The organism is Pseudomonas oplopanacis, from assembly GCF_057128725.1.
The window spans coordinates 125,017-151,281 of the sequence record NZ_JBSKHV010000014.1; the positions used below are offsets into that span (position 1 = coordinate 125,017).

29 protein-coding genes and 2 pseudogenes are annotated in these 26,265 nt (G+C 61.1%); 18 read left to right on the forward strand and 13 right to left on the reverse strand.

What is annotated here, in order from left to right; all coding sequences use genetic code 11:
• The first annotated feature begins 51 nt into the window (after positions 1-51).
• The 4 genes from ACWKV5_RS24055 to ACWKV5_RS24070 are packed head-to-tail and all read left to right on the forward strand — an operon-like array spanning position 52 to position 3,633.
• A complete protein-coding gene (locus tag ACWKV5_RS24055; RefSeq protein ID WP_483843285.1) occupies positions 52-1,044 on the forward strand; it encodes an NAD-dependent epimerase in 993 nt (330 codons plus the stop codon).
• Positions 1,045-1,072: 28 nt separating this feature from the next.
• On the forward strand, positions 1,073-1,813 hold the full coding sequence (locus ACWKV5_RS24060) for a glycosyltransferase (RefSeq protein ID WP_483843286.1): 741 nt from the start codon (positions 1,073-1,075) through the stop codon (positions 1,811-1,813).
• On the forward strand, positions 1,810-2,088 hold the full coding sequence (locus tag ACWKV5_RS24065) for a lipid-A-disaccharide synthase N-terminal domain-containing protein (protein WP_483843287.1): 279 nt from the start codon (positions 1,810-1,812) through the stop codon (positions 2,086-2,088). The genes ACWKV5_RS24060 and ACWKV5_RS24065 overlap by 4 nt, the downstream gene beginning before the upstream one ends.
• Before the next feature lie 3 nt (positions 2,089-2,091).
• Positions 2,092-3,633, forward strand: a complete 1,542-nt coding sequence (locus ACWKV5_RS24070; RefSeq protein ID WP_483843288.1) for an ArnT family glycosyltransferase — start codon at positions 2,092-2,094, stop codon at positions 3,631-3,633.
• Here the strand turns inward: ACWKV5_RS24070 and ACWKV5_RS24075 are convergent.
• The 3 genes and pseudogenes from ACWKV5_RS24075 to ACWKV5_RS24085 form a co-directional block, all read right to left on the reverse strand.
• Positions 3,605-4,222, reverse strand: a complete 618-nt coding sequence (locus ACWKV5_RS24075) for an LOG family protein (RefSeq protein ID WP_483843289.1) — start codon at positions 4,220-4,222, stop codon at positions 3,605-3,607. The genes ACWKV5_RS24070 and ACWKV5_RS24075 overlap by 29 nt on opposite strands.
• Before the next feature lie 104 nt (positions 4,223-4,326).
• A pseudogene (pdxR, locus tag ACWKV5_RS24080) lies at positions 4,327-5,746 on the reverse strand (MocR-like pyridoxine biosynthesis transcription factor PdxR).
• Between the two features lie 75 nt (positions 5,747-5,821).
• Complete coding sequence (locus ACWKV5_RS24085; protein WP_483843290.1) at positions 5,822-6,430, reverse strand: FMN-dependent NADH-azoreductase; 609 nt, start codon at positions 6,428-6,430, stop codon at positions 5,822-5,824.
• A 202-nt stretch (positions 6,431-6,632) separates the two neighbouring features.
• On the opposite strand from ACWKV5_RS24085, the gene ACWKV5_RS24090 reads away from it, so the two are divergent.
• The 3 genes from ACWKV5_RS24090 to ACWKV5_RS24100 all read left to right on the forward strand — a co-directional run bounded on the left by ACWKV5_RS24090 (position 6,633) and on the right by ACWKV5_RS24100 (position 7,906).
• The gene (locus ACWKV5_RS24090) at positions 6,633-7,085 is read left to right on the forward strand and encodes a carboxymuconolactone decarboxylase family protein (RefSeq protein ID WP_483843291.1); all 453 of its coding nucleotides are present in this window, start codon (positions 6,633-6,635) and stop codon (positions 7,083-7,085) included.
• Between the two features lie 66 nt (positions 7,086-7,151).
• Positions 7,152-7,472, forward strand: a complete 321-nt coding sequence (locus tag ACWKV5_RS24095) for a DMT family transporter (protein ID WP_483843292.1) — start codon at positions 7,152-7,154, stop codon at positions 7,470-7,472.
• Between the two features lie 104 nt (positions 7,473-7,576).
• Positions 7,577-7,906 (forward strand): hypothetical protein, encoded by a 330-nt coding sequence (locus ACWKV5_RS24100; RefSeq protein ID WP_483843320.1) that lies wholly within the window; start codon positions 7,577-7,579, stop codon positions 7,904-7,906.
• A gap of 162 nt (positions 7,907-8,068) precedes the next feature.
• Here the strand turns inward: ACWKV5_RS24100 and ACWKV5_RS24105 are convergent, their stop codons facing one another.
• The 5 genes from ACWKV5_RS24105 to ACWKV5_RS24125 form a co-directional block, all read right to left on the reverse strand.
• Entirely contained in the window at positions 8,069-8,470 is a 402-nt protein-coding gene (locus tag ACWKV5_RS24105) for a heme-binding protein (protein ID WP_483843293.1), read from the reverse strand.
• A gap of 21 nt (positions 8,471-8,491) precedes the next feature.
• On the reverse strand, positions 8,492-9,709 hold the full coding sequence (gene glcF / locus ACWKV5_RS24110; protein WP_483843294.1) for a glycolate oxidase subunit GlcF: 1,218 nt from the start codon (positions 9,707-9,709) through the stop codon (positions 8,492-8,494).
• A 3-nt stretch (positions 9,710-9,712) separates the two neighbouring features.
• Positions 9,713-10,777: a glycolate oxidase subunit GlcE gene (gene glcE / locus ACWKV5_RS24115; protein WP_483843295.1), complete on the reverse strand. Its 1,065-nt coding sequence runs from the start codon at positions 10,775-10,777 to the stop codon at positions 9,713-9,715.
• On the reverse strand, positions 10,777-12,276 hold the full coding sequence (gene glcD / locus ACWKV5_RS24120; protein WP_483843296.1) for a glycolate oxidase subunit GlcD: 1,500 nt from the start codon (positions 12,274-12,276) through the stop codon (positions 10,777-10,779). Before glcD ends, glcE begins: the two co-directional genes overlap by 1 nt.
• A 175-nt stretch (positions 12,277-12,451) precedes the next feature.
• Positions 12,452-12,781, reverse strand: coding sequence for a C40 family peptidase (locus ACWKV5_RS24125; protein ID WP_483843297.1), 330 nt, complete (start codon positions 12,779-12,781; stop codon positions 12,452-12,454).
• Between the two features lie 498 nt (positions 12,782-13,279).
• On the opposite strand from ACWKV5_RS24125, the gene ACWKV5_RS24130 reads away from it, so the two are divergent.
• From ACWKV5_RS24130 to ACWKV5_RS24150, 5 genes are all read left to right on the forward strand, one after another.
• Complete coding sequence (locus ACWKV5_RS24130) at positions 13,280-15,295, forward strand: aminotransferase class I/II-fold pyridoxal phosphate-dependent enzyme (protein ID WP_483843298.1); 2,016 nt, start codon at positions 13,280-13,282, stop codon at positions 15,293-15,295.
• A 28-nt stretch (positions 15,296-15,323) separates the two neighbouring features.
• On the forward strand, positions 15,324-16,106 hold the full coding sequence (locus ACWKV5_RS24135) for a transporter substrate-binding domain-containing protein (protein ID WP_310265121.1): 783 nt from the start codon (positions 15,324-15,326) through the stop codon (positions 16,104-16,106).
• A 155-nt stretch (positions 16,107-16,261) separates the two neighbouring features.
• Positions 16,262-16,975, forward strand: a complete 714-nt coding sequence (locus ACWKV5_RS24140) for an ABC transporter permease (RefSeq protein ID WP_483843299.1) — start codon at positions 16,262-16,264, stop codon at positions 16,973-16,975.
• A 5-nt stretch (positions 16,976-16,980) separates the two neighbouring features.
• Positions 16,981-17,679 carry an ABC transporter permease subunit gene (locus tag ACWKV5_RS24145; RefSeq protein ID WP_483843321.1) on the forward strand — a complete coding sequence of 233 codons (699 nt, stop codon included), beginning with the start codon at positions 16,981-16,983 and terminating at the stop codon, positions 17,677-17,679.
• Positions 17,679-18,686 (forward strand): DMT family transporter, encoded by a 1,008-nt coding sequence (locus ACWKV5_RS24150; RefSeq protein ID WP_483843300.1) that lies wholly within the window; start codon positions 17,679-17,681, stop codon positions 18,684-18,686. Before ACWKV5_RS24145 ends, ACWKV5_RS24150 begins: the two co-directional genes overlap by 1 nt.
• Here ACWKV5_RS24150 and ACWKV5_RS24155 read toward each other — a convergent pair.
• Positions 18,642-19,127: pseudogene (locus ACWKV5_RS24155) on the reverse strand (TetR family transcriptional regulator C-terminal domain-containing protein); the annotation flags it as partial. The gene ACWKV5_RS24150 and the pseudogene ACWKV5_RS24155 overlap by 45 nt on opposite strands.
• Before the next feature lie 170 nt (positions 19,128-19,297).
• Here ACWKV5_RS24155 and ACWKV5_RS24160 point away from each other — a divergent pair.
• Positions 19,298-20,314: a M14 family metallopeptidase gene (locus ACWKV5_RS24160; RefSeq protein WP_483843301.1), complete on the forward strand. Its 1,017-nt coding sequence runs from the start codon at positions 19,298-19,300 to the stop codon at positions 20,312-20,314.
• On the opposite strand, the gene ACWKV5_RS24165 is transcribed toward ACWKV5_RS24160, so the two are convergent.
• Positions 20,259-20,645 (reverse strand): type 2 periplasmic-binding domain-containing protein, encoded by a 387-nt coding sequence (locus ACWKV5_RS24165; protein WP_483843302.1) that lies wholly within the window; start codon positions 20,643-20,645, stop codon positions 20,259-20,261. The genes ACWKV5_RS24160 and ACWKV5_RS24165 overlap by 56 nt on opposite strands.
• Before the next feature lie 42 nt (positions 20,646-20,687).
• On the opposite strand from ACWKV5_RS24165, the gene ACWKV5_RS24170 reads away from it, so the two are divergent.
• The 3 genes from ACWKV5_RS24170 to ACWKV5_RS24180 all read left to right on the forward strand — a co-directional run bounded on the left by ACWKV5_RS24170 (position 20,688) and on the right by ACWKV5_RS24180 (position 21,418).
• Complete coding sequence (locus ACWKV5_RS24170) at positions 20,688-20,819, forward strand: hypothetical protein (protein WP_483843303.1); 132 nt, start codon at positions 20,688-20,690, stop codon at positions 20,817-20,819.
• The gene (locus ACWKV5_RS24175; protein WP_483843304.1) at positions 20,782-20,970 is read left to right on the forward strand and encodes a carbonic anhydrase; all 189 of its coding nucleotides are present in this window, start codon (positions 20,782-20,784) and stop codon (positions 20,968-20,970) included. Before ACWKV5_RS24170 ends, ACWKV5_RS24175 begins: the two co-directional genes overlap by 38 nt.
• Positions 20,971-21,037: 67 nt before the next feature.
• Positions 21,038-21,418, forward strand: coding sequence for a RidA family protein (locus tag ACWKV5_RS24180; RefSeq protein WP_483843305.1), 381 nt, complete (start codon positions 21,038-21,040; stop codon positions 21,416-21,418).
• A gap of 48 nt (positions 21,419-21,466) precedes the next feature.
• Here ACWKV5_RS24180 and ACWKV5_RS24185 read toward each other — a convergent pair whose 3' ends face one another.
• Positions 21,467-23,179 carry an amidase gene (locus tag ACWKV5_RS24185; protein ID WP_483843306.1) on the reverse strand — a complete coding sequence of 571 codons (1,713 nt, stop codon included), beginning with the start codon at positions 23,177-23,179 and terminating at the stop codon, positions 21,467-21,469.
• A 303-nt stretch (positions 23,180-23,482) separates the two neighbouring features.
• Here ACWKV5_RS24185 and ACWKV5_RS24190 point away from each other — a divergent pair, with 303 nt between their 5' ends.
• Positions 23,483-23,818, forward strand: coding sequence for a hypothetical protein (locus ACWKV5_RS24190; protein ID WP_483843307.1), 336 nt, complete (start codon positions 23,483-23,485; stop codon positions 23,816-23,818).
• A gap of 287 nt (positions 23,819-24,105) precedes the next feature.
• On the forward strand, positions 24,106-25,284 hold the full coding sequence (gene solA / locus ACWKV5_RS24195; RefSeq protein ID WP_483843308.1) for an N-methyl-L-tryptophan oxidase: 1,179 nt from the start codon (positions 24,106-24,108) through the stop codon (positions 25,282-25,284).
• A gap of 7 nt (positions 25,285-25,291) precedes the next feature.
• Here the strand turns inward: solA and ACWKV5_RS24200 are convergent, their stop codons facing one another.
• The gene (locus ACWKV5_RS24200; RefSeq protein WP_483843309.1) at positions 25,292-25,588 is read right to left on the reverse strand and encodes a DUF7693 family protein; all 297 of its coding nucleotides are present in this window, start codon (positions 25,586-25,588) and stop codon (positions 25,292-25,294) included.
• A gap of 93 nt (positions 25,589-25,681) precedes the next feature.
• A complete protein-coding gene (locus ACWKV5_RS24205) occupies positions 25,682-26,251 on the reverse strand; it encodes an acyl-CoA thioesterase (RefSeq protein WP_483843310.1) in 570 nt (189 codons plus the stop codon).
• Between the last annotated feature and the right edge of the window lie 14 nt (positions 26,252-26,265).

Consider the following 26,265-nt stretch of genomic DNA (forward strand, 5'->3'; position numbering starts at 1 on the left):
AATGGCGCCGGGCATGAAGTTGAATCGGGCTTCGAATAATAATGAGGTGCTATGACTGTTCTGGTTACCGGCGCTGCCGGTTTTATTGGTTATCACACGGTTAAACGGCTGTGCCAGCAAGGTCTTGACGTCGTCGGTATCGATAACCTCAACGACTACTACAGCGTAGAGCTCAAACAGGCACGGCTCAAGGAGCTGGAGTTGTTGTCGGGTTTTCGTTTTCAGCGACTGGATATTGTTGATAAAGCGGCCCTGATGGGGCTCTTCCAAGAGCATCGATTCACCGAGGTCGTGCACCTGGCCGCTCAGGCCGGCGTTCGGTATTCGCTGGACAACCCCGATGTCTACGCGCAATCGAACCTGGTGGGCTTTGTGAATGTGCTGGAAGCCTGCCGGCACCATCGCCCCGAGCATTTGATCTATGCGTCGAGCAGCTCTGTGTATGGCACCAACAGCAAGATGCCGTTCAGTGTCGAAGACGCCGTCGAGCATCCGGTTTCGCTGTATGCCGCCAGCAAACGTGCGAATGAACTGCTCGCGCACAGCTACTGCCATCTCTACGGAATTCGCGCCAGTGGCCTGCGGTTTTTCACCGTTTACGGACCCTGGGGCCGGCCGGACATGGCGCTGTTCAAGTTCACCCGAGCGATGCTCAACGACGAACCCATCGACATCTATAACCACGGCGAAATGGCGCGGGATTTCACCTACATCGATGACATCGTCGAAAGCATCGTGCGCCTGCGGCCCAAACCGCCGACGGCGGACAGTGCCGGCGAGGGCGCCAACCGAATCTTCAACATCGGACGGGGCGAACCGATGCCGTTGCTGGCGTTCGTCGAGTGTCTGGAAAACGTGCTGGGCATCAAGGCACGGCGCAACTATTTGCCGCTGCAAGCGGGCGATGTGATCAAGACCTGGGCCGATGTATCGGCGTTGGCAGACTGGGTCGACTTCCGCCCGTGCGTGGCGGTCGAGACCGGTGTGGCGGAGTTTGTGAAGTGGTACCGGCACTTTTATCAGCGATCAAGCGTTCACCCTTGATACCAACCATTAGCGGGGGGAGAACCCTATGAGCCAAGACATCTTCGTATCGGTCCTGATTCCGGCGAAAAACGAAACCAACAACCTCAAGCCCTTGATTGAGGAAATCCGTGCGGCGTTGGCGGATGAAGCGTACGAAATTATCGTCGTCGACGATGGCAGCACCGATGCCACCCTGCACGAACTGCAGCAGATCAAAAACAGCGGTTTGAGCACGCTGCGCATTCTGTGCCATGAACGTTCGTTGGGCCAAAGCACCTCGCTTTACCATGCCGCACTTGCCGCGCGCGGGCAGTGGCTGGCGACGCTCGATGGTGACGGCCAGAACGACCCGGCGGACATCCCCGGCATGTTGCAACTGGTGCGTGGCGGTCACGGTCCGGTCGACGTTCAACTGGTGGCCGGTCACCGTGTTAATCGCCGCGACACCGCCAGTAAACGCTGGGCCTCGCGCTTCGCCAACGGACTGCGTCGGCGCATGCTCAACGACGCCACACCGGACACCGGTTGCGGGCTCAAGCTGATCGAGCGGGCGGCGTTTCTGCGCTTGCCGTACTTCGACCACATGCACCGGTTTTTGCCGGCGCTGATCCAGCGTCACAACGGCCGAATGATCGTCCACCCGGTCAACCATCGCCCGCGTACCGCCGGGGTGTCCAAGTACGGCAACCTCGACCGGGCGCTGGTGGGCATTCTTGATCTGGTCGGGGTCTGGTGGCTGATCAAACGCACGCGCCTGAACACCAAGGCGCAGGAGATCGAAGGATGAACCTCTCCCGCGAAACCCTGTGGCTGGCGGTCGGTTTCATTGGCCAGATCGCCTTCACCGGCCGCTTTGTCCTGCAATGGTTGTACAGCGAATACCAGAAGCGCAGCGTGATCCCGACGAGTTTCTGGTACTTGAGCATCGTCGGCAGCACGCTGCTGCTCGCGTATGCCATTTACCGCCAGGACCCGGTGTTCATTGCCGGTCAGGCATTTGGCTCGATTGTATACCTGCGCAATTTACAACTGATTGCCAAAAACACCCCGGCGAAGGAATGAGACATGCGTAGAACGCTATCACCCGGTGTCGAGTGCCTGGGCCTGATGTTGCTGGCCCTGCTGCTGATCGGCGCAGGGTTGGGGCTGCGTCAGCCGCAGAATGTCGACGAGGAACGGTTCCTCGGCGTCGCTCTGGAAATGTTGCACAACAACGCGTGGCTGATTCCGCACCGGGCGGCAGAGATCTACGGTGACAAGCCGCCGATTTTCATGTGGACCGTGGCGTTCTTCACTTGGCTGACCGGCAAACCTGCAATCGCCCTTTATATTCCTGGCCTGTTGTCCGGCGTGACTGTTACGGCGGTGGTCTACGATTTGGGCCGACGTCTGTGGAACCAGCGCATCGGCCGGATCGCGGCTCTGTTGTATCTCGCTACCTATCAGACCTACAGCATCTTGCAGACCGGCCAGATCGACAGCTTTTTGGTGCTGTTCACCTCGGTCGGCCTCTACGGTCTTGCGCGTCACTTGTTGCTCGGCCCGGCCTGGCGCTGGTTCTACATTGGATGCGCCGCCATGGGCGTGGGCGTGATCACCAAAGGCGTCGGGTTTGTCCCGGCGCTGATGTTGATTCCGTATGCCTATGCGGTGCGCAAAGACTGGCCCGGCGTGGTGGCGATGCCGGGCGAGGCGCGCAAGTGGTGGCTGGGATTGGCAGTGATGTTGGGCGCCACGGCGATCTGGTTGCTGCCCCTGGCGTTGTCCATCGTGCTCAATGGCGGCGCCGATGAAATCGCCTACGCCAAGGAAATTCTGTTGCGTCAGACTGCAGGGCGATATGCCGCGGCCTGGGACCACCGCGAACCGTTCTGGTACTTCTTCGTTTACGTGATCCCGCAATACTGGCTGCCGCTGGTGCTGGCGCTGCCGTGGCTGGTGCCCGCGTGGCGTCGGCAGTTACAAAAGCACGACGGCCGGGTGTTGGTGCTGCTGGGTTGGGTCCTGCTGGTGGTGCTGTTTTTCTGCATCAGCAGCGGCAAGCGCAAGTTGTACATCTACCCGGCGCTGCCAGGGTTGGTGTTGGTGGCGGCACCGTTGATTCCGTGGTTGCTCAAGCGTTGGTTCAGCCAGCGCCCGCGCGGTCGACAGGTGTTCCAGGCGGTGGCGGTGATCTGGTTTGCGCTGTGGTTCGCCCGTGGTTTCATCGAACCGGTCAGGGATGGGGCCAACCCGCATAACGCGATCATGGCGCAGGCTGCGACCCTGACCGGCGGCGCAGAACTGGTGCTGGTCGACTGGCGCGAGGGTCACTGGCTGTACGCCCGGCAACCGATTGTGCATTTCGGCATGGCCGGCTCCTCGATCGAGCAAGCGGCACAATGGCTGCGCGACCATCCCAAGACGTACGCGCTGGTCCCCGACGAGGAGCTGGAGAAGTGTTTCAACGCCCAGACCGCCCGTGAGTTGGGCGAAACCTCGCGTGCCCAATGGTCGGTTGTGGGGGCCGATGCGGATAACGGTAAATGTCATCCGTTGCCACCTGCCAACGTCTATCACTTCACCTGGAACGAGCGGGTCAATGAGTTGAAAGCGGCGCTGCGCTGACGGCGCCGATCCATTTGCTCACGGTGGGCGCCTGCCACTGCTCAAGCGCATCGATCAGCGCCGCCGGATCGGTGCTGAAGATCAGCATGTCGCGGTGTTCGGTTTTCATGAAACCTTCGTTCACCGCATGCTCGAGCAGGCTGCGCACCGGGTTGAAAAAATCACCAATGTTCAGGCAGGCGACACCTTTGTGGTGTTCGCCCAACTGAGTCAGCGTCGCGACTTCAAACAACTCCTCAAATGTCCCCAAGCCTCCCGGCAATGCGATGAACGCATCGGCGCATTCGCTCATGCGTGCCTTTCGGCTGCGCATGTCCTGGGTGACTTCATGCCGGGTCAGTCCTGGGTGCAGATGCCCGAGGTCGGACAGCAGGCGCGTGATGATGCCGACCACTTCACCACCGCCGGCGAGCACCGTGTCGGCCATCACGCCCATCAGGCCTTTGTCGGTGCCGCCGTAGACCAGGCGAATGCCGCGCCTGGCGATTTCCCGCCCCAAGGCTTGGGCGCCCTCGACGTACGCGGGATTGAAACCGGTGTTGGAACCGGAGAACACGGCAATGCTGCGAAGTGGGGGAGGTGTCGGCATCGGATTTTCCTGGGAGCTGGATCAGCGCACAGGGTGTCGTCTCATCGGTCCGGGTAAAAGAGCCAAGAATGACCTGTTGAAGCGGGCCATGTTTGTCGCGACGTCTACAGCAACTCCAAAATACGTTTGCCCAGTTGTTCCGCCACCGCTTGCGAATCGATGTTGGCGAACCCGAGCAGCAGCGCCGATTCGGTCGTTTCATGCAGACGAAAGTCGGACAAGGCTTCGGCGTAGATCCCCGCCTGTTGCAGACGCTCGACCAGTGCGCGGTCGGACGTTGGCGCGGTCAGACGCAGAATCAGGTGCATGCCGCCGGGCAGCGCATCGATGCGAATGCGATCGCCCAGGACTTTCTTCAGCCCGCGCGCCGTGGCCTCGCGGCGTTCACCGTAGAGTTTGCGCATGCGCTGGATATGGCGAGCGAAATGTCCCTCGGTCACAAACGTGGCGACGATGGCCTGGGTCAGTTCCGGGCAACCACCGAGGAAGACCTGACCGACCTGTTCGAAGCGTTCGACCTGCGCCTCCGGCACCACCAGGTACGCGAGGCGGATGCCGGGAAACAACACTTTGCTGAACGTGCCGCAATAGAGCACCCGACCGTCGCGATCCAGGCTCTTGAGTGCAGGAAGCGGACGGCTGATGTAACGGTACTCACCGTCGTAGTCGTCCTCGACAATCCATGCTTGCTGACGGGAGGCCCCACTCCAACAATTCCAGGCGACGTGGCAACGACAGCGAGACGCACAGCGGGCTTTGATGGGCCGGCGTGACGACAGCCGCGCGGGCGCCGGGTGTGCGCTGAATCCCTTGCGTGACCTGCATGCCGTCCGCATCCACGGGGACCGGCGCAACCTTGATTTGCAGGTACTCCAGCAATTGCCGGGTAGGCAGGTAGCCGGGGTCTTCGACGAGCACGCGGTCACCCGGTTTGAGCAGTGCATGAGTGATCAGCGACAGCGAGTTTCGGTAGCCAGAAGTGACAAACACCTGCGCGGGCGAGCAGGTGATGCCGCGCGCCACTTGCAGGTAAGTGGCAATCGCCGAGCGCAGCGAGTCCAGCCCGTACACCGACGGGTTGGCCATGTCCGCCATCTGCGTGGCGCGAACACAACGAGCGCCGATTTGCGCCCAGACTTTCCTCGGGAAGGCATCCAGCGCGGGCAGGGCCATCTGGAACGGCAGGATGGGCGCCTTGTGCCGGATGGACTGGCTGTTCGCCGGGCTGGCGGTTTGCGCCGCCCGCACAGACAGCGCCTTGACGTTGATGCCCTCCGCCACAACCGTGCCGGCCTGACCGCGAGACTGGAGGAACCCTTCGGCGGTAAGGAGTGAATACGCGGTATCGATGGTGCCCCGCGCCAGTCCCAGTTCCTTGGCCAACGCCCGTGCGGCGGGAATGCGTTCGCCCGGCAGGAGCAAACCGTCGGTAATGGCGCTGCGGAACCGCCAGTAAAGCTGGCGGTAGATCGGTTCGCTGGAGCCCGGGTCTAGGGGAGAGAAGCGTTTGATCTGCTGGTTCATGGCTTCATCCACCGCTCACGATCAGTTTGCTGCCTGTCAAAGTGCGCCCCTATTTTTGCCCGAGGAAGTTCAGGGTCATCGAAGCGCGGAAAAATGCGCTTCCACAGCTTGGTCTGTCTTGCTCCTGGCCAGCGCTACAGCCTGCGGACCCAAAGCGGTGCCTTCAACAGAGAAGAACGTTAGTGCATGCAGTCCGATCATGCCCAGAACCGCTTTGAGGTACGTCGTCAGGAAGTCTGGCTGACGCGGGTTTTCCCCTGAGAATCGTCCGCCCGATGACACGCCGATATAGACGGGACGGTCGCGTAGCACACTGGTTTTGCCCTGCGCGCCGACATTGAAGGTGCGGCGAACACGAGCGATATGGTCGATCCAGACTTTCAGCGCAGCGGGGACGGTGAAGTTATGCATCGGGGTGCCAATGACCACGATGTCGGCACTTTCCAGCTCATCGATCAGCATGTCCGATTGGGCCAAGGAACCTTCCCGGGACACATCGGCGGACGATTGTTGGGACAGTGCGTAATGCTCGTCGACTTGCGCTATGGCGTCGCCGCTCACCACCCGGTTGATCACGGTTGCGGTGGGATGGTTCTTCAGCAAATGAGCAATGATGTGGCTGGACAGGCGATAGCTTTCGGAAACCGCCCCGCGAGGGCTGCACGTTACGTGGAGGATGTTCATGGTTGGCCCCTTGATAAATGTACGTAGTCGAGGGGTCATTCTAGGCAGTGGATGACCCAGGCCAAAGGTCCAAGAAGTGAGTAATGGAATGGGCCATGAACGGATGGTTATGGCCCATGACGCAAGGCCGATCATGGACCTTATCAATTAGACCAAGACGCCGCACGATGGAGTCCCTTACAGCACACACGAAGGATTCATCATGAGCAACCGTCTCGACTACTCCAAGGCTGCACCCGATGGCTACAAGGCTTTTGGCGGGGTGTATGTCTACCTGCAAAACAGCGGTCTTTCCCACGAACTGATTGACCTGGTCTATCTGCGAGTGTCGCAAATCAATGGCTGCGCCTACTGCATCGACATGCATTCTCGCGATCTGCTCAAGCTCGGCGTCGCCGTCGAAAAACTGGTGTTGGTGCCGGTTTGGCGCGATGCCGGTGCGGTGTTCACAGCCCGTGAACGTATTGCACTGGGTTGGGCGGAAACGGTCACCCGTGTCGCTGAAACAGGCGTTCCCGATGCTGAGTATGAAGCGGCGGCGGCCGAGTTCAGTGATAAGGAATTGGCGGATCTGACGTACGCAATCGGGCTGATGAACGCCTTTAACCGATTCGGCGTGACGTTCCGTTCCACCCCCGCAGCGGCTCAACAGTAGAGCGCTCTCCCGGTTTCGCCAGGCGAACACGCCTGGCGATTCAACTTCTCTCACAGGACACTCAACATGGCATGGGCACTGCTCGGCATCGCTGGCATTCTGGAAATCGCATTCGCGTTCTACATGAAGGGCTCGGAAGGGTTCACACGGTTAGTCCCTGGACTATTGGCGGCCGCCACGGGCCTGTCGAGTGTCTTTCTGCTTTCACTCTCGCTACGGACATTGCCGGTGGGAACGGCTTACGCAGTCTGGACCGGTATCGGCGCGGCGGGCACCGCGATTCTGGGCATGGCGCTGCTGGGGGATGCCACCACGGCGCTGAGGATCGCGTGCATTGTGCTGATTCTGGCCGGTGTTATCGGGCTCAGGCTGGTTTCTGGAAGCTGAACCCGGTACCGGATTTTTTTCGCGGATAAGGCAAACTGCTGGCCCCGCTGGCGCAAAACAGTCGCCAAAATCACTTTATTTTCAGGTGGTTAGGCGGAATGCAATTGCGCAATGTAGCGATCACGATGATCTCGTTTACCCTGGCGAGCATGGCCGGCGCGGCCCAGGCCAGGGAGTTGGTGGCCAATGACCGATACATGTGCGACTGGGGCGCCGGGACGGCGGCCAGGGCCCAGGAACTGAAGTTGGCCGGGGTGTCGCTGTATGCCGCTCGCAAGAAGGTACAGACCTACAAGTTCAACAAACCGTGGATGCACATGATGGCCATGGGCATCACCGAGCAGACGTACGACAGCCCGTCGCGGTTCAAACCGGCGGCGGTGCGGCAGAGTTTTTATGAAGAGTGCATTCGGTACAAGTTGGCGCGCAAGTAAGCACTTCCGATGAGACGACGATCCTGTGCCGAGGGGGCTTGCCCCCGTTGGACAGCGCAGCTGTCCCATTTTTTGGGGCCGCTTCGCAGCCCAACGGGGGCAAGCCCCCTCGCCACAAAAGCCCCCTCGCCACAGGTTGATAGTGCCGAACCTTTTATGGCGTTACTTCAAGCACTGCGCCCCGGCCCTGGCCACTTGCGCATCCTGTTCGGACTTCACCCCGGACACGCCCACCGCGCCGATCACCTGGCCGTCGTGAACAATCGGCACGCCACCTTCAAGCGACGTCAGCAACGGCGCCGATAAAAAGGCGAACCTTCCCCCGTTGACCATCTCTTCATAACCCTTCGATTCCCGCCGGCCCAACGCCGAAGTACGCGCTTTTTCGGTGGCGATGTAGGCGCTGCTGGCCGCGCACCCGTCAAGGCGTTCGAGCGCCAGGGGATGGCCGCCGTCATCGACAATCACAATGGTCACGGCCCATTGATTGTTCTGTGCTTCAGCGCGGGCGGCGGCGAGGATCTGGCTGACTTCGGCCTGGCTCAGTACGGCTTTACTCTTCATGGCAATGGCTCCTAAAGGTGATCAGGGCAGGGCGGCTTCCACCAGTTCTATCCAGTGCCGGACCGGGGTTCGACCCGCGCCGTCGAGGTGGGACTGACAGCCGATGTTGGCGGTGACGATGACTTCGGGATGCCCGCTCTCCAGCGCATTGAGCTTGTTGTCGCGCAGTTGCCGGGACAGTTCCGGTTGAGTCAGCGAATAGGTGCCCGCCGAGCCGCAACACAAGTGGCCGTCGGGCACGGGTGTGAGGTTGAAACCCAGACGTGTCAGCAGCGCTTCCACCGCGCCACCGAGTTTTTGCGCGTGCTGCAAGGTGCAGGGGCAATGGAACGCCAGGCGCTGGTCGCTGTGGATGCCGAGGGTTTCCAGAGGTTCATCGCGCAGCACTTCGACCAGGTCCCTGGCCAGTGCGCTGACCTTTTTCGCCTTGTCGGCATAGGCCGGATCGCTACGGAGCAAGTGACCATAGTCCTTGATGAATGCACCGCAACCGCTGGCCGTTTGCACGATGGCTTCAGCACCGTTTTCAATCGCCGGCCACCACGCATCGATATTGTGCCGTGCACGATCGAGGCCGGCCGTCTGGGCGTCGAGGTGATAATCGACGGCGCCGCAGCACCCGGCCTCGCGGCTCGGTAGGACGCTGATGCCGAGGCGATCCAGCACCCGTGCAGTCGCAGCGTTGGTATTGGGTGATAACCCCGGTTGCACGCAACCTTCCAGTATCAACACCTGCCTGGCGTGGCGCACCGTCGGTCGCGGTTTGGCCGGGTACACGCGGCGAGGCAACTTCGCCTGCAAGGTGTTCGGCAACAAGGCACGGAACACCTGACCGCTGCTGACCAGTACTTTGAACAATCCCGGATTGGGCACCACGCGGCGCAACCCTTCGCGCAACAGGCGTTGCTCGAGCGGGCGCGGTACGGCGGCGTCCACCACTGCGCGACCAATGTCGAGCAAGTTGTGGTAATCGACGCCGGAGGGGCAGGTGGTTTCGCAGTTGCGGCACGACAGGCAACGGTCCAGATGCTGCTGGGTTTTTTGCGTGACTTCATTGCCTTCCAGCACCTGCTTGATCAGGTAGATGCGACCTCTCGGCCCATCCAGTTCATCGCCCAGCAACTGATAGGTCGGGCAGGTCGCATTGCAAAAACCGCAGTGCACGCAGGTGCGCAGAATGCTTTCGGCTTCTTCGGCGCGGGGCAGTTGGCGGGCCTGTTCGCTGAGTGTGGTTTGCATGGGTCAACACTCCGCGTACAGGCGACCGGGGTTGAAAATGCCCCGCGGGTCAAGTTGCTGTTTCAAGTTCTGGTGGTAGCGCATCAGTGCAGCAGGCAATGGCTGGAACGGGCTGTCGATCAGGCCGTGGCTGTAACAGGTCACATGCCCACCGACCTCGCTGACGATCTTGCGAATGAACGGCGCTTGCGCCTCGGACTTGAGCCAGCGTTGTGCGCCGCCCCAATCGATCAATTGAACGCCGGGCAGGGACAGTCGGGGCGTGTTATGGGGCAGGGACAAGCGCCAAAGGGGTTGGTCCTCATCAAAGAAGCTCAGTCGATGTTCGTTGAGGTCCGCCCAATAACTCGCGTCCAGTAACTCGCCGCCCAATCGGTCATGGGCCGCCGCCACCGAGCCTTCGCCGCCCTCAAGCCGCAGGTGCAGGCGTTGCCCGTCGTGGCACGCGGCGCTGACCGGCAAGGGCTGCTGGCCCCATTCCGCGAGGCGCAGCAAGGCGCGGTCGCTGTCCATGTCCAGGCTGATGCTCAGGCACTGACGCGGTTTGGGCAGCACCTTGAGCGACACTTCAGTCACCACCCCCAGCGCCCCGTAACTGCCGACCATCAAGCGCGACAGGTCGTAGCCGGCGACGTTCTTCATGACTTCGCCACCGAAGCGCAAATGCTTGCCGTGCCCGGTGATCACCCGCGTGCCGAGGACAAAGTCCCTGACCGATCCCGACCACGGGCGCCGAGGTCCCGACAAGCCGCAGGCAAGCATGCCGCCAACGGTGGCGCCTTCGCCGAAGGAGGGCGGTTCGCACGGCAGCATCTGTTGTGCGTCATCCAATACCTCAGCCAGCTCTGACAACGGTGTGCCGCAGCGGACGGTGATCACCAGTTCGGTCGGATCGTAGCTGACGATGCCTCGGTGGGTGCGCGTGTCGAGCACTTCGCCGGCAACGATGCGTCCAAGGAACGCCTTGCTGTTGGAGCCCTGAATGCGCAACGGCGTGGTGTTTTGCAGCGCCTGGTTGACCTGCTCCAGCAGCGCGGCACTGTCATCCATGTCGTATTCGCTACGCATCAGAAGCGCTCCAGATCAGGGAAGGGCAGTTGCCCCATATGCACGTGCATCGCGCCAAACTCGGCGCAGCGGTGCAGGGTCGGAATGTTCTTGCCGGGGTTGAGCAGGCCGCCCGGATCGAAGGCGGCTTTGACCGCATGGAACACGGTCAGCTCATCGCTGTTGAACTGCGCGCACATCTGATTGATCTTCTCGCGACCCACGCCGTGTTCACCGGTAATGCTGCCGCCGACCTTCACGCACAACTCGAGGATCTTGCCGCCCAGGGTTTCGGCGCGGTCGAGTTCGCCCGGTTGATTGGCGTCGAACAAAATCAGCGGGTGCATGTTGCCGTCGCCAGCGTGGAACACGTTGGCCACCCGCAGGCCATATTCATCCGAGAGTGACGCGATAGCGCGCAGTACACCGGGCAGTTCGCGGCGCGGGATCGTGCCGTCCATGCAGTAGTAGTCCGGCGACAGGCGTCCCACGGCCGGGAAGGCATTCTTGCGCCCGGCCCAGAACCGCACGCGCTCGGCTTCATCGCGGGCCTGGCGGACTTCGGTGGCGCCGGCCTGTTCCAGCACCAGGCGCACGCGGTCGCAATCATCGTGGACGTCGGCTTCAACGCCATCGAGTTCACAGAGCAAAATGGCTTCGGCGTCGACGGGGTAGCCCGCGTGGATAAAGTCCTCGGCGGCGCGAATCGCCAGGTTATCCATCATCTCCAGGCCGCCGGGGATGATGCCGGCAGCAATGATGTCACCCACCGCGCGCCCGGCCTTTTCCACGGAATCGAAGGCGGCCAGCAGCACTTTGGCGGTTTGCGGTTTGGGCAGTAGTTTGACCGTGACCTCGGTGATTACCCCGAGCATGCCTTCGGAGCCGGTGAACAAGGCCAGCAGGTCAAGGCCGGGCGAGTCGAGCGCGTCGGAGCCCAGCGTCAGGTGTTCGCCCTCGACGGTCAGGATGTCGACCTTGAGCAGGTTGTGCACGGTCAAGCCGTACTTGAGGCAATGCACACCACCGGCGTTTTCGGCAACGTTGCCGCCAATGGAGCAGGCAATCTGCGAGGACGGGTCCGGCGCGTAGTACAAGCCAAACGGTGCAGAGGCCTGGGAAATGGCCAGGTTGCGTACCCCCGGCTGAACCCGCGCAGTGCGGGCAGCGGGGTCGATGTGCAGGATGTTGTTGAAACGCGCCATCACCAGCAGCACGCCTTTTTCCAGCGGTAATGCACCGCCGGACAACCCGGTGCCGGCGCCACGGGCAACCACCGGGACGTGCCGTTCATGGCAGACGCGAAGGATGCCCTGGACTTCGTCGAGGTGGCGCGGCAACACCACCAGCAGTGGCGTCGTGCGGTACGCGGAGAGCCCGTCGCATTCATACGGTTTGAGTTCTTCTTGCTGATGCAGGATGTCCAGATCCGGCAAGCGCGCTCGTAGCGCCTGGAGCAGGGCGGCTTTGTCGACGTCGGGCAAAACGCCGTCGACGCGTTCATCGTAAAGAATGTTCATAGCCTGATCGCGACCCTCGGTTGTTTTTATTAGAGGTCAGGTTTCGATGATAAGTCCCTCGCCAACGTTAGCTCAGTTGCGCACCAGAGCCGATTTGATTTTGATCCACCCCAAAAGAAAACGGGCGCCTTCAAGACGCCCGGTTCAATGTTCAATGTTGGACACCGTGAGAAACTCAAGCTTCGTTAGTGGATAAATCCTTGGCCCTGTCCATGACAACGATGGCGTCACCTCCGCCCAAGGACCTTGCCCCATGGGGCCAACGTGCTTTGACGAATCGATCTTTGCCCACCCAGGTCAGGCATACCTTGTCCGTTTGATTGCCACCGAGAATTCGATACGCACCACTGTCCTCACCCGTGTAGAACCCGACGTGCCCCTTGCCGCTGCTTTTCAATTCGCGCCAGAACACCATCACTGCACCCAGTCGCGGCTCCGTGGCGTCGCCAAATTTCTCCCATTGCCGTGCACCCAGAGGATTTGAAGGCAGCACTTCATCGGGCAAGGTCGAACCGATGCAATGCGCGACAAATCGTTTTTAATGGGGTTGGGGTTGCCGGCTCGAGTGCTGTGGCTAGTGGTGCGGGCCGCATATCTCGGTGCTTGTGGGCGGTAGAGGAGAGGGCGCCTGAACGGTAGGTCAGGTTGTTGTTCAGCAGTGTTTTGAGGTTATTTTTGTTGAGTTTTGCAAGTGTCTTGTTGACGTTACAAGTGCGTGATGATGTGTTTCAAGTTTGAACTGTTTTAGTTTGGGTTGCCTCGAACTTGTTCCCGTCGGGATAAACTTTTCTGTGATTGTTAATCGCTGTCTGGATTCAATTCCCGACCTTATCGTGCGACGTGCTGAAAACGCCTCGACTGTCGTGAAAACGACCTGTTTACGCTGATCGCGAAGCATCGCTACTTTTCTGTTGAACGACTGTTCAGCTTCGACTATGTTGATGTCCACCTCCCCGGCTGGTAGCGCGGGCTTGCGTTTCTTCAATTCGAACGAGGCACTGGCATGCGGTTTTCACCTTTTGTTGAGCGGATTTCAGGCGACGGTGTGGCCGCCTGGGATATTCACAATGCAGCCTTTGAAGCCCAGCGCCGTGGCGAGGATGTGATCATTCTCAGTGTCGGTGATCCGGATTTCCCCACGCCCGATTTCATCACCGATGCCGCCATAGAAGCATTGCGCGAGGGCGACACCCACTACACCGAGATCGCCGGTCGCCAGGCCTTGCGCGAAGCCATCGCCAACCGTTACAGCCCATTGTTCGGCCGTGAGGTGCAAGCGTCGAACGTGATCGTTGCGGCCGGGGCGCAGAACGCGCTGTTCATCACCTCGATGTGCCTGCTCAACACGGGCGATGAAGTGATTGCGCTGGACCCGATGTACGTGACGTACGAGGCCACGCTCAAGGCCTCCGGTGCAACGCTGGTGCGGGTGCCCTGCTCGGCGGACTCCGGGTTCAGGCTCGATGCCGCCGTGCTGGCCAAGGCCATTACCCCGCGCACCCGGGCGATTTTCTTCTCCAACCCGAACAACCCCACCGGCGTAGTGCTCAACCGCGAAGAGCTGCAAGCCATCGCCGACCTCTCCATCCAACATGACCTGTGGGTGGTGGTCGACGAAGTCTACGAAAGCCTCGCCTTCGAACGCGAACACCTCAGCCTCGCGGCGTTGCCGGGCATGGCAGAGCGCTGTGTGGTGGTCGGCAGCCTGTCGAAATCCCATGCCATGACCGGCTGGCGGATCGGCTGGATCGTCGCCGCGCCAGCCCTTATCGCCCACGCGGAAACCTTGGTGCTGAGCATGCTCTATGGCTTGCCGGGGTTTGTCATGGAAGCTGCACTCAAAGCGGTGCAGGCCCACGAAGACGTGACTCACGGCATGCGCGACATCTATCGCCGTCGGCGTGATCTGGTGGTCACGAGCCTGTCGAACTGCCCGGGCATTTCAGTGCTCAACCCTGATGCCGGCATGTTCGTATTGATGGATGTGCGTGACACCGGGCTGACCTCGCTGGAGTTCGCCTGGCGCCTGTTGCGCGAGGCGCGCGTGTCGGTCCTCGATGCAGCCGCGTTTGGCGAGCCGGCGCAGGGTTTTGTGCGGCTCTCGTTCACCCTCGGTGAAGAGCGACTGGCCCAGGCCTGTCAGCGGATTCGCGATTTTGTCCTGGTGCTGAAAGGTGAAGCGCCTCGCCCCGTAATCAGCCCCGTGACCAGCCGTGTTACCTGCGAGGCCACCGTTGCGCCGGTCACCACCAAGACCATGATTGAAGTCGATGGCCTGCACAAACGCTTCGGCAATATCGAAGTGCTCAAGGGCGTCTCGCTGACGGCCCGCGAAGGCGATGTGATCTCGCTGATCGGCGCCAGCGGCTCGGGCAAAAGTACCTTGCTGCGCTGCATCAACATGCTCGAAGTGCCGGACCAGGGACGCATTCTGGTGGACGGCGAAAGCATCAAGCTCAACCACGACCGTCCCGGCGCGCCGCTGGTGTCCGACGCCAAGCAACTGGTGCGGATCCGTTCGAGCCTGGGCATGGTGTTTCAGAATTTCAACCTCTGGCCCCATCGCACGGTGCTGGAAAACCTCATCGAAGCGCCGACCCAGGTCCTGCGTGAAAGCCGAGCCGAAGCCACTGAACGGGCTGAAGCTTTGCTGGAGCGCGTCGGGCTTGCGGCCAAGCGCAACGAGTACCCGGCGTTTCTCTCCGGGGGACAGCAACAACGGGTGGCCATCGCCCGGGCCCTGGCCATGCGGCCCAAGGTCATGCTGTTCGATGAACCCACCTCGGCACTCGACCCGGAACTGGTCGGCGAAGTGCTGCGGGTGATCCGCTCCCTCGCGGAAGAAGGCCGGACCATGATCCTGGTGACCCATGAAATGGCCTTTGCCCGCGATGTTTCGTCCAAAGTCGCCTACTTGCACCAAGGGCTGATCGAGGAAACCGGTTCGCCGGATGAAGTGTTCGTACACCCACGCAGTGAACGTTGCCGACAGTTCGTCAACGCACATCAGACTCGCTAAAAACATCATAAAAAGACGGGGAAAAATCATGGGAAATCGACGTTTGGCAAACTGGTTTACCGGCGCGGCCTGCTTGTTGCTGGCTGGCATGAGCGCGGCGCAAGCCCAACCGATCAGGTTCGCAGTCGCAGCCGAACCCTATCCGCCGTACACCGAGAAGCAGGCCAACGGTGAGTGGAAAGGCTTCGAAGTCGACCTGATCCACAAGCTGTGCAGCGAGATGAAAGCCGAGTGCGAGATCAAGGAAGTGGCGTGGGACGGCATCATCCCTTCATTGCTGGCGAAGAAGATCGACGTGATTTTTTCCTCGATGTCGGTCACCGAAGAGCGCGAAAAACAGATCGCTTTCAGCAAGGCTTACTACGACTCGGTGATCGCGATTGTCGGGCCCAAGGACGCGTCTGTTAAGAAGTACCCGGATGACCTCAAGGGCAAGACCATTGGCGTGCAGAACTCCACGGTGAGCGCCAGCTACCTGAAGACGTACTACTCAAACATTGCCGACGTGAAGTATTACGACACCCAGGACTCGGCAAACGCTGACCTGATTGCCGGTCGCATCGACCTGATGATGGCGGACGGCACGGCCATGGCGGCGTTCGTCCAGACCCCGGATGCCAAGGACCTGGCCTACCTCGGCGCAGTGCCTTACGACCCGATCTTCGGCAAGGGCGTGGGCGCCGGTCTGCGCAAGGACGACACCGAACTCAAAGCCAAACTCGACACGGCCATCAAGACTTTGCTGGCGAGCAAGGACTATGACGACCTGTCCCAACACTACTTCGGCACCAGCGTGAAACCGGCGTTCTGACCTGAATAAAGATCCTGTGGCAGATGCAAAAACCTGTGGGAGTGAGCCTGCTCGCGAAAGCGGTATGACATTCACTAATGATGTCGACTGACACATCGCCTTCGCGAGCAGGCTCGCTCCCACTAGGTCCGGTGGTGCTTTAACTGGAGAGTGAAATGCCGGCAATGTTCGATTTGATCAATTTCAGCGAACAAGGATGGGGCAGTGCGCTGTTGAAAGGGCTCTGGATGACCCTGCAGATTTCCGCCGGGGCGTTTGTGCTTGGGCTCCTGATCGGGCTGGTGGTGGCCTGCCTCAAGCTGGGCGCACCCAAACCGATCGCGGCACTGATGCGCGGCTACACCACATTATTCCGCGCAGTGCCGGAGTTGTTGCTGATCCTGCTGCTGTACTACGTCGGTTCGATGCTGCTCAATTCGCTGATGGCGCAAATGGGCTACGACAGCGTGAATGTCAGCGGTCCGCTGGCGGCGATTGTGGTGCTGGGGCTGGTGCAGGGCGCGTACGCCTCGGAGATTTTCCGGGCGGCGATCCAGGCCATTCCGTTCGGTCAGATCGAGGCGGCCAAGGCGTTCGGCTTGAGCGGCTTCGGCCTGTTCCGGCGGGTCACGCTGCCGATCATGGCGCCTTACGCCATGGCCGGGATGGCCAACCTGTGGATCAACCTGATCAAGGACAGCGCCTTGATCAGCGTGGTCGGCACCAACGAGCTGCTGTACACCGCCAAGCAAGGCGCGGGCTCGACGCGTCACTACCTGTTGTTCTACCTCACCGCCGCGGCGCTCTATTACGCGGTGACACTGGTGTCCAACTACCTGTCTGGACGGCTTGAGCGACGGATCCGTCGCTGGATGCCTTTGGCTGAGTGAATAAAATGATTCCAGCGTGGATAGTTGAATACGCGGCGCTGTTGGGCCGGGGGCTGCAAACGACCATCACCATTTTGTTGATTTCCAGCGTGTTCGGTTATGCGCTCGCGGTGCTGGTGGCGCTGGCGCGGATCTCGAAGAACCGGGTGATCGCCAAGGTCAGCCTGTTCTACACCAGCGTGACCCGCGGCACGCCGTTGCTGATCCAGATCTACATCTTCTACTACGGCCTCGGCAGCCTGTTTGCGCAGTTCCCATTGATTCGCGGCAGCTTCCTCTGGCCGTACCTGCGCGACGGTTACTGGTACATCGTGTTTGCCTTGGTGGTGTCGGTGGGCGCCTATGTCGGCGAAGTGATTCGCGGCGGGCTGCTGGCGGTGCCCAAAGGTGAGATGGAAGCCGCGTCGGCGTTTGGCATGACCCCGCGCCAGTCGTTGCTGCGGGTGCGTTTGCCCAGGGCGTTGCGTCTGCTGTTGCCGACGCTGGCCGGGGAGACGGTGATGCTGCTGAAGTCCACCGCACTGGCCTCGACCATTGCGATTGTCGATCTGTTGGGCGCCGCCAACGTGGTGCGGGCGCAAACGCTGCAAGTGTATCAACCGTTGCTGTTGGTGGCCGGCGTGTATGTTTGCCTGACGTTCATGATCGAAGCGTTGTTTGCCTTTGCCGAACGGCGCGGCACGCCCGTGCGCAGGTCGGTGTAATGAGTACGCCACGGATTGTCGACCGGTCGTTGCAAGGCATTGGCCTGTGCACCTTGGGTTATACGTTCCTGGCCCTGCAGGACGCCGCCATCAAGTGGCTGGTGGCGGATTATTCGGTGGTCAGCATTCTGTTCTGGCGCGCCCTTGTGGTGGTGCTGGCCTGTCTGTTGGCGGGGCGCTTGCGTCTGGTCCAGCGCGCCTGGCACTCGCCGAGCCGACGCTTGCTGGTGGTGCGCGGATTGTTGTCGATTGTTGCCTGGGTGCTGTATTACACGGCGGCCCGGGACCTGACCCTGGCGGAGATGACCACGCTGTATTTCTCGGCACCGATCATGGTCACGGTGCTGGCGGCGGTGATTCTCAAGGAGCGCGCGAGCGGCTGGCAGTGGTTCAGCCTGATCATCGGTTTTGTCGGCGTGATCATCGCCTGCCGACCGAGCAACCTGGTCGATCCGGTGCCGGTGGTGCTGACGTTGTTGGCGGCGATGTGCTGGGCGTTCACCTACATCCAGTTGCGCCAGGTGGATGAGCAGACGTCCGTGCTGGAGCAGATGTTGATCACCAACGTGGTGTTCGTCATTTGCATGGCGGTGGCGTTGCCCTGGACCTACACCCCGGCCCCGACCCCGGCCTGGCTAGGGATGCTCGGCGCCGGTCTGGTTGGCGGCATGGGCCAGTTTCTGCTGTTCGCCAGTTTTCAGCGGGCTACCGCTACCTTGCTTGCGCCGTTCGAATACACCGGCCTGATCTGGGCGTTCCTGTTGTCGAGCCTGATCTGGGGCACGCTGATGGACGTGTCGCTGATGGTCGGTGCCGGGCTGATCGCCGTCAGCGGCACCCTGGCGATGATCTTCGGCCGTCATCCCTCACAAGACGTCGTCGGTGCTGAATGCTCCGTGTCGCAGCCCCTTTATCCAGCAGCGACAGATGTGGAGGCCGTTGGCGGGGCTGAAAGTTTCGGGGTTCAGGCACCACTCGATCCAGAGTCCGTCGAGCATCGCCGATAAACCGATGGCGGCCAGGCGCGTGTCGTGGATCACGAAGCCTTCGCTGGCGGCCATGTCGTCCAGCAGTTGGCGGAGCAGATCGAGGTAAGCGCGGTAGCTTTTTTCGTGGGACTGGCTGACATGTTCGGAGTGCCGGATCAGGCTCCAGAACACCACCCAGACCCCGAGCAATTGCGGGTCCATGACTCGAGGCGAGAACGAGCCGGTGAGGAACGCGTCCATCTTCTGCGCGGGTGTGCCGGCCCGCTGGATTTCCTGGAGCAGGGCAGTGGTCAGTTCGCTGGCGATCTTTTGGTAGGTGTCGGCAATCAACGCATCAATGCTGCCGAAATGGTGATTGAGCAACCCCACGGACACGCCGGCCTCGGTGGCGATGCGGCGCACGGAAATCCCGGCGTGACCGTCGCGCACCAGGCAGCGCAGGGTGGCGGCCACCAGCATTTCGCGACGCTCGTCCGGTTCGGCGCGGCGGTTTTTTGTGGAGGGGATTGTCAAAAGGAATCCTTGGGTGCGTTGCCTGGTGGCGAGCTTAGTTGAACGTGCGTTCAATCTCCAGTTCGACCTGGGCAATGTGTCGGTTTTTAACGTTCGTGACGCAGGAGGACAAGCAGATGGCGCAGGATGTTTCGTTCAGTGTGCGCAACAACAACGGTGACGCGGTGCAGGTCAGCGCGTGGCGCTACGGCGGCAATGGCAGCGGTCCGACCGTGCACCTCCAGGCCGGAGTACATGCCGATGAAATCGCCGGGATGCTGGTGTTGCATCTGCTGATGCACAAGCTTGAGGTCGCCCGGGCCCAGGGTCGTCTCAACGGCAGCGTGACAGTGGTGCCGCAAGCCAATCCGCTGGGCATCGGGCAGTTTCGCCAGGGTCGTATTCTCGGCCGTTTTCACGACGCTACCGGGCATAACTTCAACCGCGGGTTCGACCAATCGGCCGCCATGGCCCAACCCTCGACCAACGTCCAGGAATGGCAAAAGAAACTTGTTGAACTCGCGGCCCCGGCAGACGTGATGCTCGACCTGCACACCGATGACGAAGCATTGCCCTACCTCTACGTTCACCGGCGTTTCTGGCCCCGTGGCCGCGAACTGGCCGCTGCGATGAAGATGGACGTGGCGATCATCTGGGATGACGGCGGCGATGGCTCTTTCGAAGAGACCATCATTGCGCCGTGGCTGCGCGACGGCGGCACCGAGCAGCGCATGGCGGCGACGCTGGAGTTGCGCGGGCAGGGTGACGTCAGCGACCGCTTTGCCGAGCAGGACGCCGAAGGGTTGTACGTTTGGCTATGCGGCTGCGGGGTCATCGATGAGGCGCAGGCTCCCGCTGACTGGCCCGTCGAGGCCATGGAAATGGGCCACATGGAAACCATTCTGGCGCCGCAGCCCGGCGTGTTGATCTTTGAAAAAGAACTGGGGGATTTCGTCGAAGAAGGGCAGCGCTTTGCGCGGATACTGCGGCGACCGGGCGATCCATCGTCCGAGGTGGTTTTGGTGGCCGAACAAGCGGGGCGCATGGTCACCCGCTATCGCGATCGGCTGGTGTCGCAAGGCATGGTGGTGGCGAAATTCACCGGCAGCCGGGTCTCGCGCAACTGGAGCGGCGGGTTGCTCGATCCGAACTAGGCATCGCCGCGGAGCGTGGTGGCGAGAAAGTCGGCGAACGCACGCGCCGCCATGCGCCGCCATGCGCCGCCATGCGCGTCGTGCGTCCCAGTGGAAAGTAGGCGTGTACGGGCAAGTCTGCCATTTTCCATTCCGGCAGCAATTGCACCAGATCACCGCTGGCCAGTTCCAGGGCGCTGGCCCAGGACGTCGTTGACACGATGCCGAGGCTGCCGGCGGCCGCAGCCAAGGCGCCTGCGGTGTCATTCGTTGAAAACTGTGGCGTGAGATCGACGGAGGCAACGTTACCGTCACGTTCAGTAAATGCCGCCAGCCTCGGAATGATTCGCACCAGACGCTGATCCTCGGTTGTGTCGACCCCCGCGTCGACCCGATGGATGTGCTCCAGCTTGAGCCCGGTGAGGCCGCGGTGATCCGTAACGTCGGTGGCCGCGTGAACCCGGCGCTGTTTGAGACGATGGCCATTCTTGGCACCGTTTCGCGCGTTGGCGGCGCTGGAAATTGATGATCCCTATAAGGCAGTAGCCATCGATGTGGCGGCACTGAAAGCCAATCCGAACCTGCCGGGTGGTTTCACGGTGACGGGGTTGGTGTACGACGTGACGACCGGGCTGATCGAAACGGTGGTTCCTTCAGGGTTGCTGCGCCCCGAGTAATGGAGATGGATGTAAACTGCGCGCCTGATACGCAACAGCCCCTTTTCACCTCAAGCGCGAGAACCCCATGGCTAACCAAGACATCACGTTCATCCCTGATCCAGACCAGGATTCCATCTCCTCCGACGTTGCCGGTTTTGGTGGGCTGTTGGTCTCCACTCAGATCCCAACCCGCGCTGACGGCAGTCTGGAACTGGGCGGCATCGTCGAGCAGAGCGAATGCACGCTGCAAGCGCTCAAGTCAGCACTGGAAGGTGCCGGCAGTTCGATGGATCGGGTGTTGCACCTGACCATCTACCTCACCGACATGGCCGACCGCGCCGCGTTCAACGAAGTCTACAAGCGTTTCTTCGCCAAGCCTTGGCCGGTTCGCGCCGCTGTGGGCGTGGCCGCTTTGGCGGTCGAAGGCATGCGTGTGGAAGTCACCGCGATGGCGGCGAAGGCCTGAATGATTGAGCGGGATTGAAGGCTGTAGCTTTCCAATCCCGCTCAATATTTACGGCTGGGTTGGCAGCGGCGGGGTGCGCGGCGGGATCATGCGTTTCGACCCGGTGGCTTCAAACGCCGACGCCAGGCGCAGCAGCGACGAATCGTCATAAGCACGACCGGCGAACGTCAGCCCGACGGGCATGCCGATGTCCGGCATCACGCCCATCGGCACGGTGACCGTCGGAACGCCGAGGTGGCGGATGGCGAGGTTGCCGTTGGCGACCCAGATGCCATTGCTCCAGGCAATGTCCGCAGATGCCGGATCGACATCGGCATTCGCCGGGCCAACGTCAGCAACCGTCGGGAACAGCACCGCGTCCAGCCCCAAGCGATCCATCCATTCCTCAAGATCGATACGCCGCGTGTGTTCCAGCCCGCGCAGGCCATCAGGCACCGTGGTGATCTCGTTCCACGGCGTAATCCCGCGCTCGGCCATCCGCACATATTCGTCCATGCCGGCCGCCAGGTCGCCCTCACGGTTGGGCAGCGTGCCGGGGTCGTGCGGGAAAATCAGCGGTCCGTCGACGTCGACCAGGCGGTTCAGTTTCGGGTCGCCATTGGCCTGAAGGAAATCATCGAACGCCCAGGCCGTCAGGTCCCACAACTCATGGTGCAGGAACTCCTTGGAGACGATGCCGCGATTGAACACGGTCGGCGCACCCGGACGATCGCCTTCGCAATTGGAGACCAGCGGGAAGTCGACTTCGACGACTTCGGCGCCGGCCGCTTCGAGGGCCTTGCGAGCTGCTTCCCAAAGACCGATCACCGAGTCGCGGGTGTTGATGCGCTGCCCGGTCGGCCCGCCGATACCCGGTGCCTTACTGGTGCCCGCTTCGAGATCTTTGTTGATGTACATGCGCGGCACGCCAAAACGCTTGCCGGCCAGTGCCTTGGGTTGCGCGGCCAGTTCATGGTAGGAGGCAGGACGCACCGAAGTGACACTCGGAATCGGCACCCAGGGTTGCATCCGCCACAGATCGCCGCGGGTGTCCGGGTCTTCTGCCACGACCACGTCGAGCACCTCAAGCAGGTCCGCCATGGTCCGGGCAAACGGCACGACCACGTCCATGGTCGGCGTCAGCGGCCAGTTGCCGCGCACCGAAATCACCCCGCGCGAGGGCGTATAGGCGCACAACCCATTGTTCGACGCCGGGCCGCGCCCACTCGACCAGGTTTCTTCCGCAAGGCCAAATGCTGCGAAGCTGGCGGCGGTTGCAGTGCCGGCACCGTTCGACGAGCCCGAGGCGAACGGCGCGGTGAGGTAGTCCGCGTTGTACGGGCTCTCGGCACGGCCATAGACCCCGCGCTGCATGCCGCCATTGGCCATGGGCGGCATGTTGGTCTTGCCCAGGCAGATGGCGCCGGCACCGCGCAGGCGTTCGATGGTGAACGCATCGCGATAGGCAATCAGGTTGGCGAAGGCCGGACTTCCGGACGCGGCGGTCAGCCCCTTCACCAGATAACTGTCCTTGGCTGTGTAGGGGATGCCATCGAGCGGGCCCAGTGTCTCGCCTTTTGCCCGGCGGGCGTCGGACGCTTGCGCTTCCTGGAGCGCGTCGGGGTTGCGCACCACCACCGCGTTGAGAGCGGTGGATGTGTCGGCGCCGTCATAGGCATCGATCCGGGCGAGATAAGCCTGCACCAACTCGACTGCCGTGGTCTGGCCGGATTCAAGCGCAGCACGCAGTTGCGCAATGGAAACCTCAGTGACTTCAATCATGCTGTGACCGCCGGCGGCTGATGGGAGACGTGGAATTCAGGGGCATCACTTATCTGAAAACGGGTGTTCATATTCGATTCTCATTGCACTGCATGACGCGGGGCGGGGGCTGGACGGGTGACCTGAGCGTTGCATTTTGGCATTAAGCCGGTGGCAGAGGAAACGCCGTCTCGGGCAAGTGAAACTAAATCGGGATAACACCGGCGCAAGTTTTTTGTAGGTGGTACCAATTGGCCATCATCTCCATTAGAGTGTGCGCCGCCCGAGAGACGGATCCCGGGCACATTCTCATGGAGTTTTTCAGTGAAGTACCTCAGTAAAGTTGTTGCCGTTGCTCTGTTCGGTCTGGTTTTGGCGGGTTGCACCGGTGCCCCGATGAAAACCCAGCACTATGAAGCCAGCCAATACACTGTCATCGGCCACAGTGAAGCAACTGCCACCGGCCTGTTGCTGTTCGGCGTCATCCCGATCCAGCAGAACAGCCGTTTTGTTCGCGCGCAAGACGCAGCGATCAAAGCCAAGGGCGGCGACGCGATGATCAACACTCAAGTGCAGGAAAACTGGTTCTGGGCCTGGGTCCTGACCGGTTACACCACCAAGATCTCCGGTGATGTGGTCAAGCTGAAAAACGTTCAGTAAGCGCAGAACCCTGCCGATTGGCGGGGAGGCATTGACGTGAAAAAGCCCGGTTTGGCCGCAATACTGTTCACTCAAGAAAATCTTGAGACAAACGCAAACGTGTGGCGAGGGAGCAAGCTCCCTCGCCACAGATTCGGTGCGTGAACAGCATCACGGTTTATCCGGGCTTTTTCGTGGGTGGCGTTTGGCAGCAGATGCGCGACTGAATAACAGGTTGAACGCAACTTTGGTCCCATGGCCTATGCTGACGGTTTTTCGACAAGCCGTTAACGGACCAGGGGGCATGGATGGAACATCGGTGTGAAGTGGCGGTACTTGGCTTGGGCGCGATGGGGGCTGCCACGCTGTACCAGTTGGCAAAAGCCGGGATCAAGGTGACTGGCGTCGACCGCCACCATCCGCCTCACACCCAGGGTTCGAGCCATGGCGATACGCGGATCACCCGCCTTTCGGTTGGCGAGGGCGCCGAGTATTTGCCCATCGTGCGCAATTCTCACCGGATCTGGCGGGAACTCGAAGCGCTGTCCGGCGAGTCGTTGTTCGAACAGTGTGGCGTACTGGTCATGACCTCCAGCCCCGACTATGACGCAGACGATCAACACGACTTCACCCACCGCACCCTTCGTCTGGCGAAAACCCATGGCATCGAGCATGAAGTGTTGTCGGCCGAGCAGATTCGCCAACGCTTCCCGCAGTTTTCTCCCGTGCTGGACACGGCTGTCGGCTACTTCGAACCGAGCGGCGGGTTTGTCCGGCCTGAGCGTTGTATCGCGGTGCAACTCAAGCTTGCCGAGGAACGTGGCGCGACGCTGTTCAAGGGTGAAACCGTTCTGCAGATCACCTCGGATGAGCGCGGCGTCACCGTCATCACCGACCAGCGTACGATCCTCGCCGACAAAGTGGTGATCAGCGCGGGCATGTGGTCGGCAGGTTTGCTCGGCAAGCCGTTCGACCGGTTACTGAGGGTGTGTCGCCAGAAGCTGTTCTGGTTTGAGTTGGAGGAGGGCGCCCGGTTTGCACCGGTGTCACCGACCTTTATCTGTTATCACGGTGCCGGCGATGAAGCCTCGAACTACGGCTTTCCACCGTTACCCGGCGAGGGCAGTCTGAAGGTGGCAACGGAGCAATATCGCGAAGAATCCTCACCCGATACGCTGGACAGAACCATCAGCGACGCCGACGCGCGAGCCATGTTCGACACCCACGTGCGCGGCAAGATTGCGGGTGTCAGCTCACGGCTGGTCAAGTCGGCGGTATGTACCTATACCGTCACCCCGGACAGCCATTTCATCATCGATGAACATCCGACACTGAAAAACACGCTGGTGGTTTCTGCCTGCTCGGGCCATGGCTTCAAGCACTCCGCGGCATTGGGAGAGGCGTTTGCGCAGTGGTGCATTCGGGGCCACAGTGATCTGGATTTATCGGCGTTTTCGTTGAAGCGGTTTGAGAAGGCTATGGGTTGAGACTGCCTCAGCTCCCGGTCAGTAGCCGCTCGATCTGAGCCAGTTCCCACGCGCTGAGAAAACTGACCGGGTCGGTGCCGAAACGTTGCCAACTGTCGAGATCACCCTCGCGGCCATCGGGACTGTGGCAACGTTGGCACCGGCGCAAATGGACGCCGTCGACGTCGAGGGTCAGGCGCCAGCCTTCGATGTCGATCTGCACCTGGCCGGGCCCGGAAGGTTCATCGAGGCGCCGCAAAGGGTGGATGCCCAAGGCGGCATCGCGCAATGTCTGGTAAACCTCGCGGGCGGTGAGAGGGGGCACAGGTGTCTCCAGTGAGCTATGGGGCAGGCGCAGATGTGTTCGGCACAGGATAAAGACTGCGCCGGAGGTTGTCAGCGGATACCCCGCAGTTTCCTAGGCGACGGTGTGCGGGTGCCGCGTCGATTGACCCTCTTCCTCCCGGAGCTGAGCGCTCATGTCGTTGCAGCTTTGTGACCAGTCTGTCAGCCATGCCGGCATCGGTGGCGACTGCTCCGCCAATCCCAGCTCCCGGGCAAATTCACCCGGTGCAACCGTGCTTTTGCCCGCGCGAAACAGACCGCGCATCACCACCACGCCGACCACCCGTCCTTTGCTCACGAAACGGTGCTCCATAAAGCTCCACTTATCGTCCCAGCCCAGCATCCGCGTGTGGATCTGGAACGCTTCGAACAGCCGCAACTCACGACGGAATTTGCCCCAGGTGTCGCCAACGATCGGCACCGCCTTGTGACGCAACGCCACACGAAATGCCCCGCTGCGCAGCACATAATCCATGCGCCCGATATCGGCCAGGGTGAAATAGCGTCCATTGGTGACATGACGGTTGAGGTCGAGATCGAGCGGCCAGACGCGCATCTGCACAACGGTGGTGGTCATCGCGTCGACCGGCTTGCGCCACGGACGACGAAACAACATGAGGAACAGTCGAAACCAGAGATTCATAAGTACGCCGATGA

Excerpts from the sequence above, each read along its gene's own strand:
- ACWKV5_RS24185 (WP_483843306.1), bottom strand. The coding sequence starts at position 23,179 with ATGATTGAAGTCACTGAGGTTTCCATTGCGCAACTGCGTGCTGCGCTT.
- glcF (WP_483843294.1), bottom strand. The coding sequence starts at position 9,709 with ATGCAAACCACACTCAGCGAACAGGCCCGCCAACTGCCCCGCGCCGAA.
- glcE (WP_483843295.1), bottom strand. The coding sequence starts at position 10,777 with ATGCGTAGCGAATACGACATGGATGACAGTGCCGCGCTGCTGGAGCAG.
- ACWKV5_RS24135 (WP_310265121.1), top strand. The coding sequence starts at position 15,324 with ATGGGAAATCGACGTTTGGCAAACTGGTTTACCGGCGCGGCCTGCTTG.
- ACWKV5_RS24130 (WP_483843298.1), top strand. The coding sequence starts at position 13,280 with ATGCGGTTTTCACCTTTTGTTGAGCGGATTTCAGGCGACGGTGTGGCC.
- ACWKV5_RS24070 (WP_483843288.1), top strand. The coding sequence starts at position 2,092 with ATGCGTAGAACGCTATCACCCGGTGTCGAGTGCCTGGGCCTGATGTTG.
- ACWKV5_RS24085 (WP_483843290.1), bottom strand. The coding sequence starts at position 6,430 with ATGAACATCCTCCACGTAACGTGCAGCCCTCGCGGGGCGGTTTCCGAA.
- ACWKV5_RS24090 (WP_483843291.1), top strand. The coding sequence starts at position 6,633 with ATGAGCAACCGTCTCGACTACTCCAAGGCTGCACCCGATGGCTACAAG.
- ACWKV5_RS24205 (WP_483843310.1), bottom strand. The coding sequence starts at position 26,251 with ATGAATCTCTGGTTTCGACTGTTCCTCATGTTGTTTCGTCGTCCGTGG.
- ACWKV5_RS24170 (WP_483843303.1), top strand. The coding sequence starts at position 20,688 with ATGGATGTGCTCCAGCTTGAGCCCGGTGAGGCCGCGGTGATCCGTAAC.
- ACWKV5_RS24180 (WP_483843305.1), top strand. The coding sequence starts at position 21,038 with ATGGCTAACCAAGACATCACGTTCATCCCTGATCCAGACCAGGATTCC.
- glcD (WP_483843296.1), bottom strand. The coding sequence starts at position 12,276 with ATGAACATTCTTTACGATGAACGCGTCGACGGCGTTTTGCCCGACGTC.
- ACWKV5_RS24055 (WP_483843285.1), top strand. The coding sequence starts at position 52 with ATGACTGTTCTGGTTACCGGCGCTGCCGGTTTTATTGGTTATCACACG.
- ACWKV5_RS24150 (WP_483843300.1), top strand. The coding sequence starts at position 17,679 with ATGAGTACGCCACGGATTGTCGACCGGTCGTTGCAAGGCATTGGCCTG.
- ACWKV5_RS24160 (WP_483843301.1), top strand. The coding sequence starts at position 19,298 with ATGGCGCAGGATGTTTCGTTCAGTGTGCGCAACAACAACGGTGACGCG.
- ACWKV5_RS24065 (WP_483843287.1), top strand. The coding sequence starts at position 1,810 with ATGAACCTCTCCCGCGAAACCCTGTGGCTGGCGGTCGGTTTCATTGGC.
- ACWKV5_RS24095 (WP_483843292.1), top strand. The coding sequence starts at position 7,152 with ATGGCATGGGCACTGCTCGGCATCGCTGGCATTCTGGAAATCGCATTC.
- ACWKV5_RS24140 (WP_483843299.1), top strand. The coding sequence starts at position 16,262 with ATGCCGGCAATGTTCGATTTGATCAATTTCAGCGAACAAGGATGGGGC.
- ACWKV5_RS24060 (WP_483843286.1), top strand. The coding sequence starts at position 1,073 with ATGAGCCAAGACATCTTCGTATCGGTCCTGATTCCGGCGAAAAACGAA.
- solA (WP_483843308.1), top strand. The coding sequence starts at position 24,106 with ATGGAACATCGGTGTGAAGTGGCGGTACTTGGCTTGGGCGCGATGGGG.
- ACWKV5_RS24145 (WP_483843321.1), top strand. The coding sequence starts at position 16,981 with ATGATTCCAGCGTGGATAGTTGAATACGCGGCGCTGTTGGGCCGGGGG.
- ACWKV5_RS24105 (WP_483843293.1), bottom strand. The coding sequence starts at position 8,470 with ATGAAGAGTAAAGCCGTACTGAGCCAGGCCGAAGTCAGCCAGATCCTC.
- ACWKV5_RS24075 (WP_483843289.1), bottom strand. The coding sequence starts at position 4,222 with ATGCCGACACCTCCCCCACTTCGCAGCATTGCCGTGTTCTCCGGTTCC.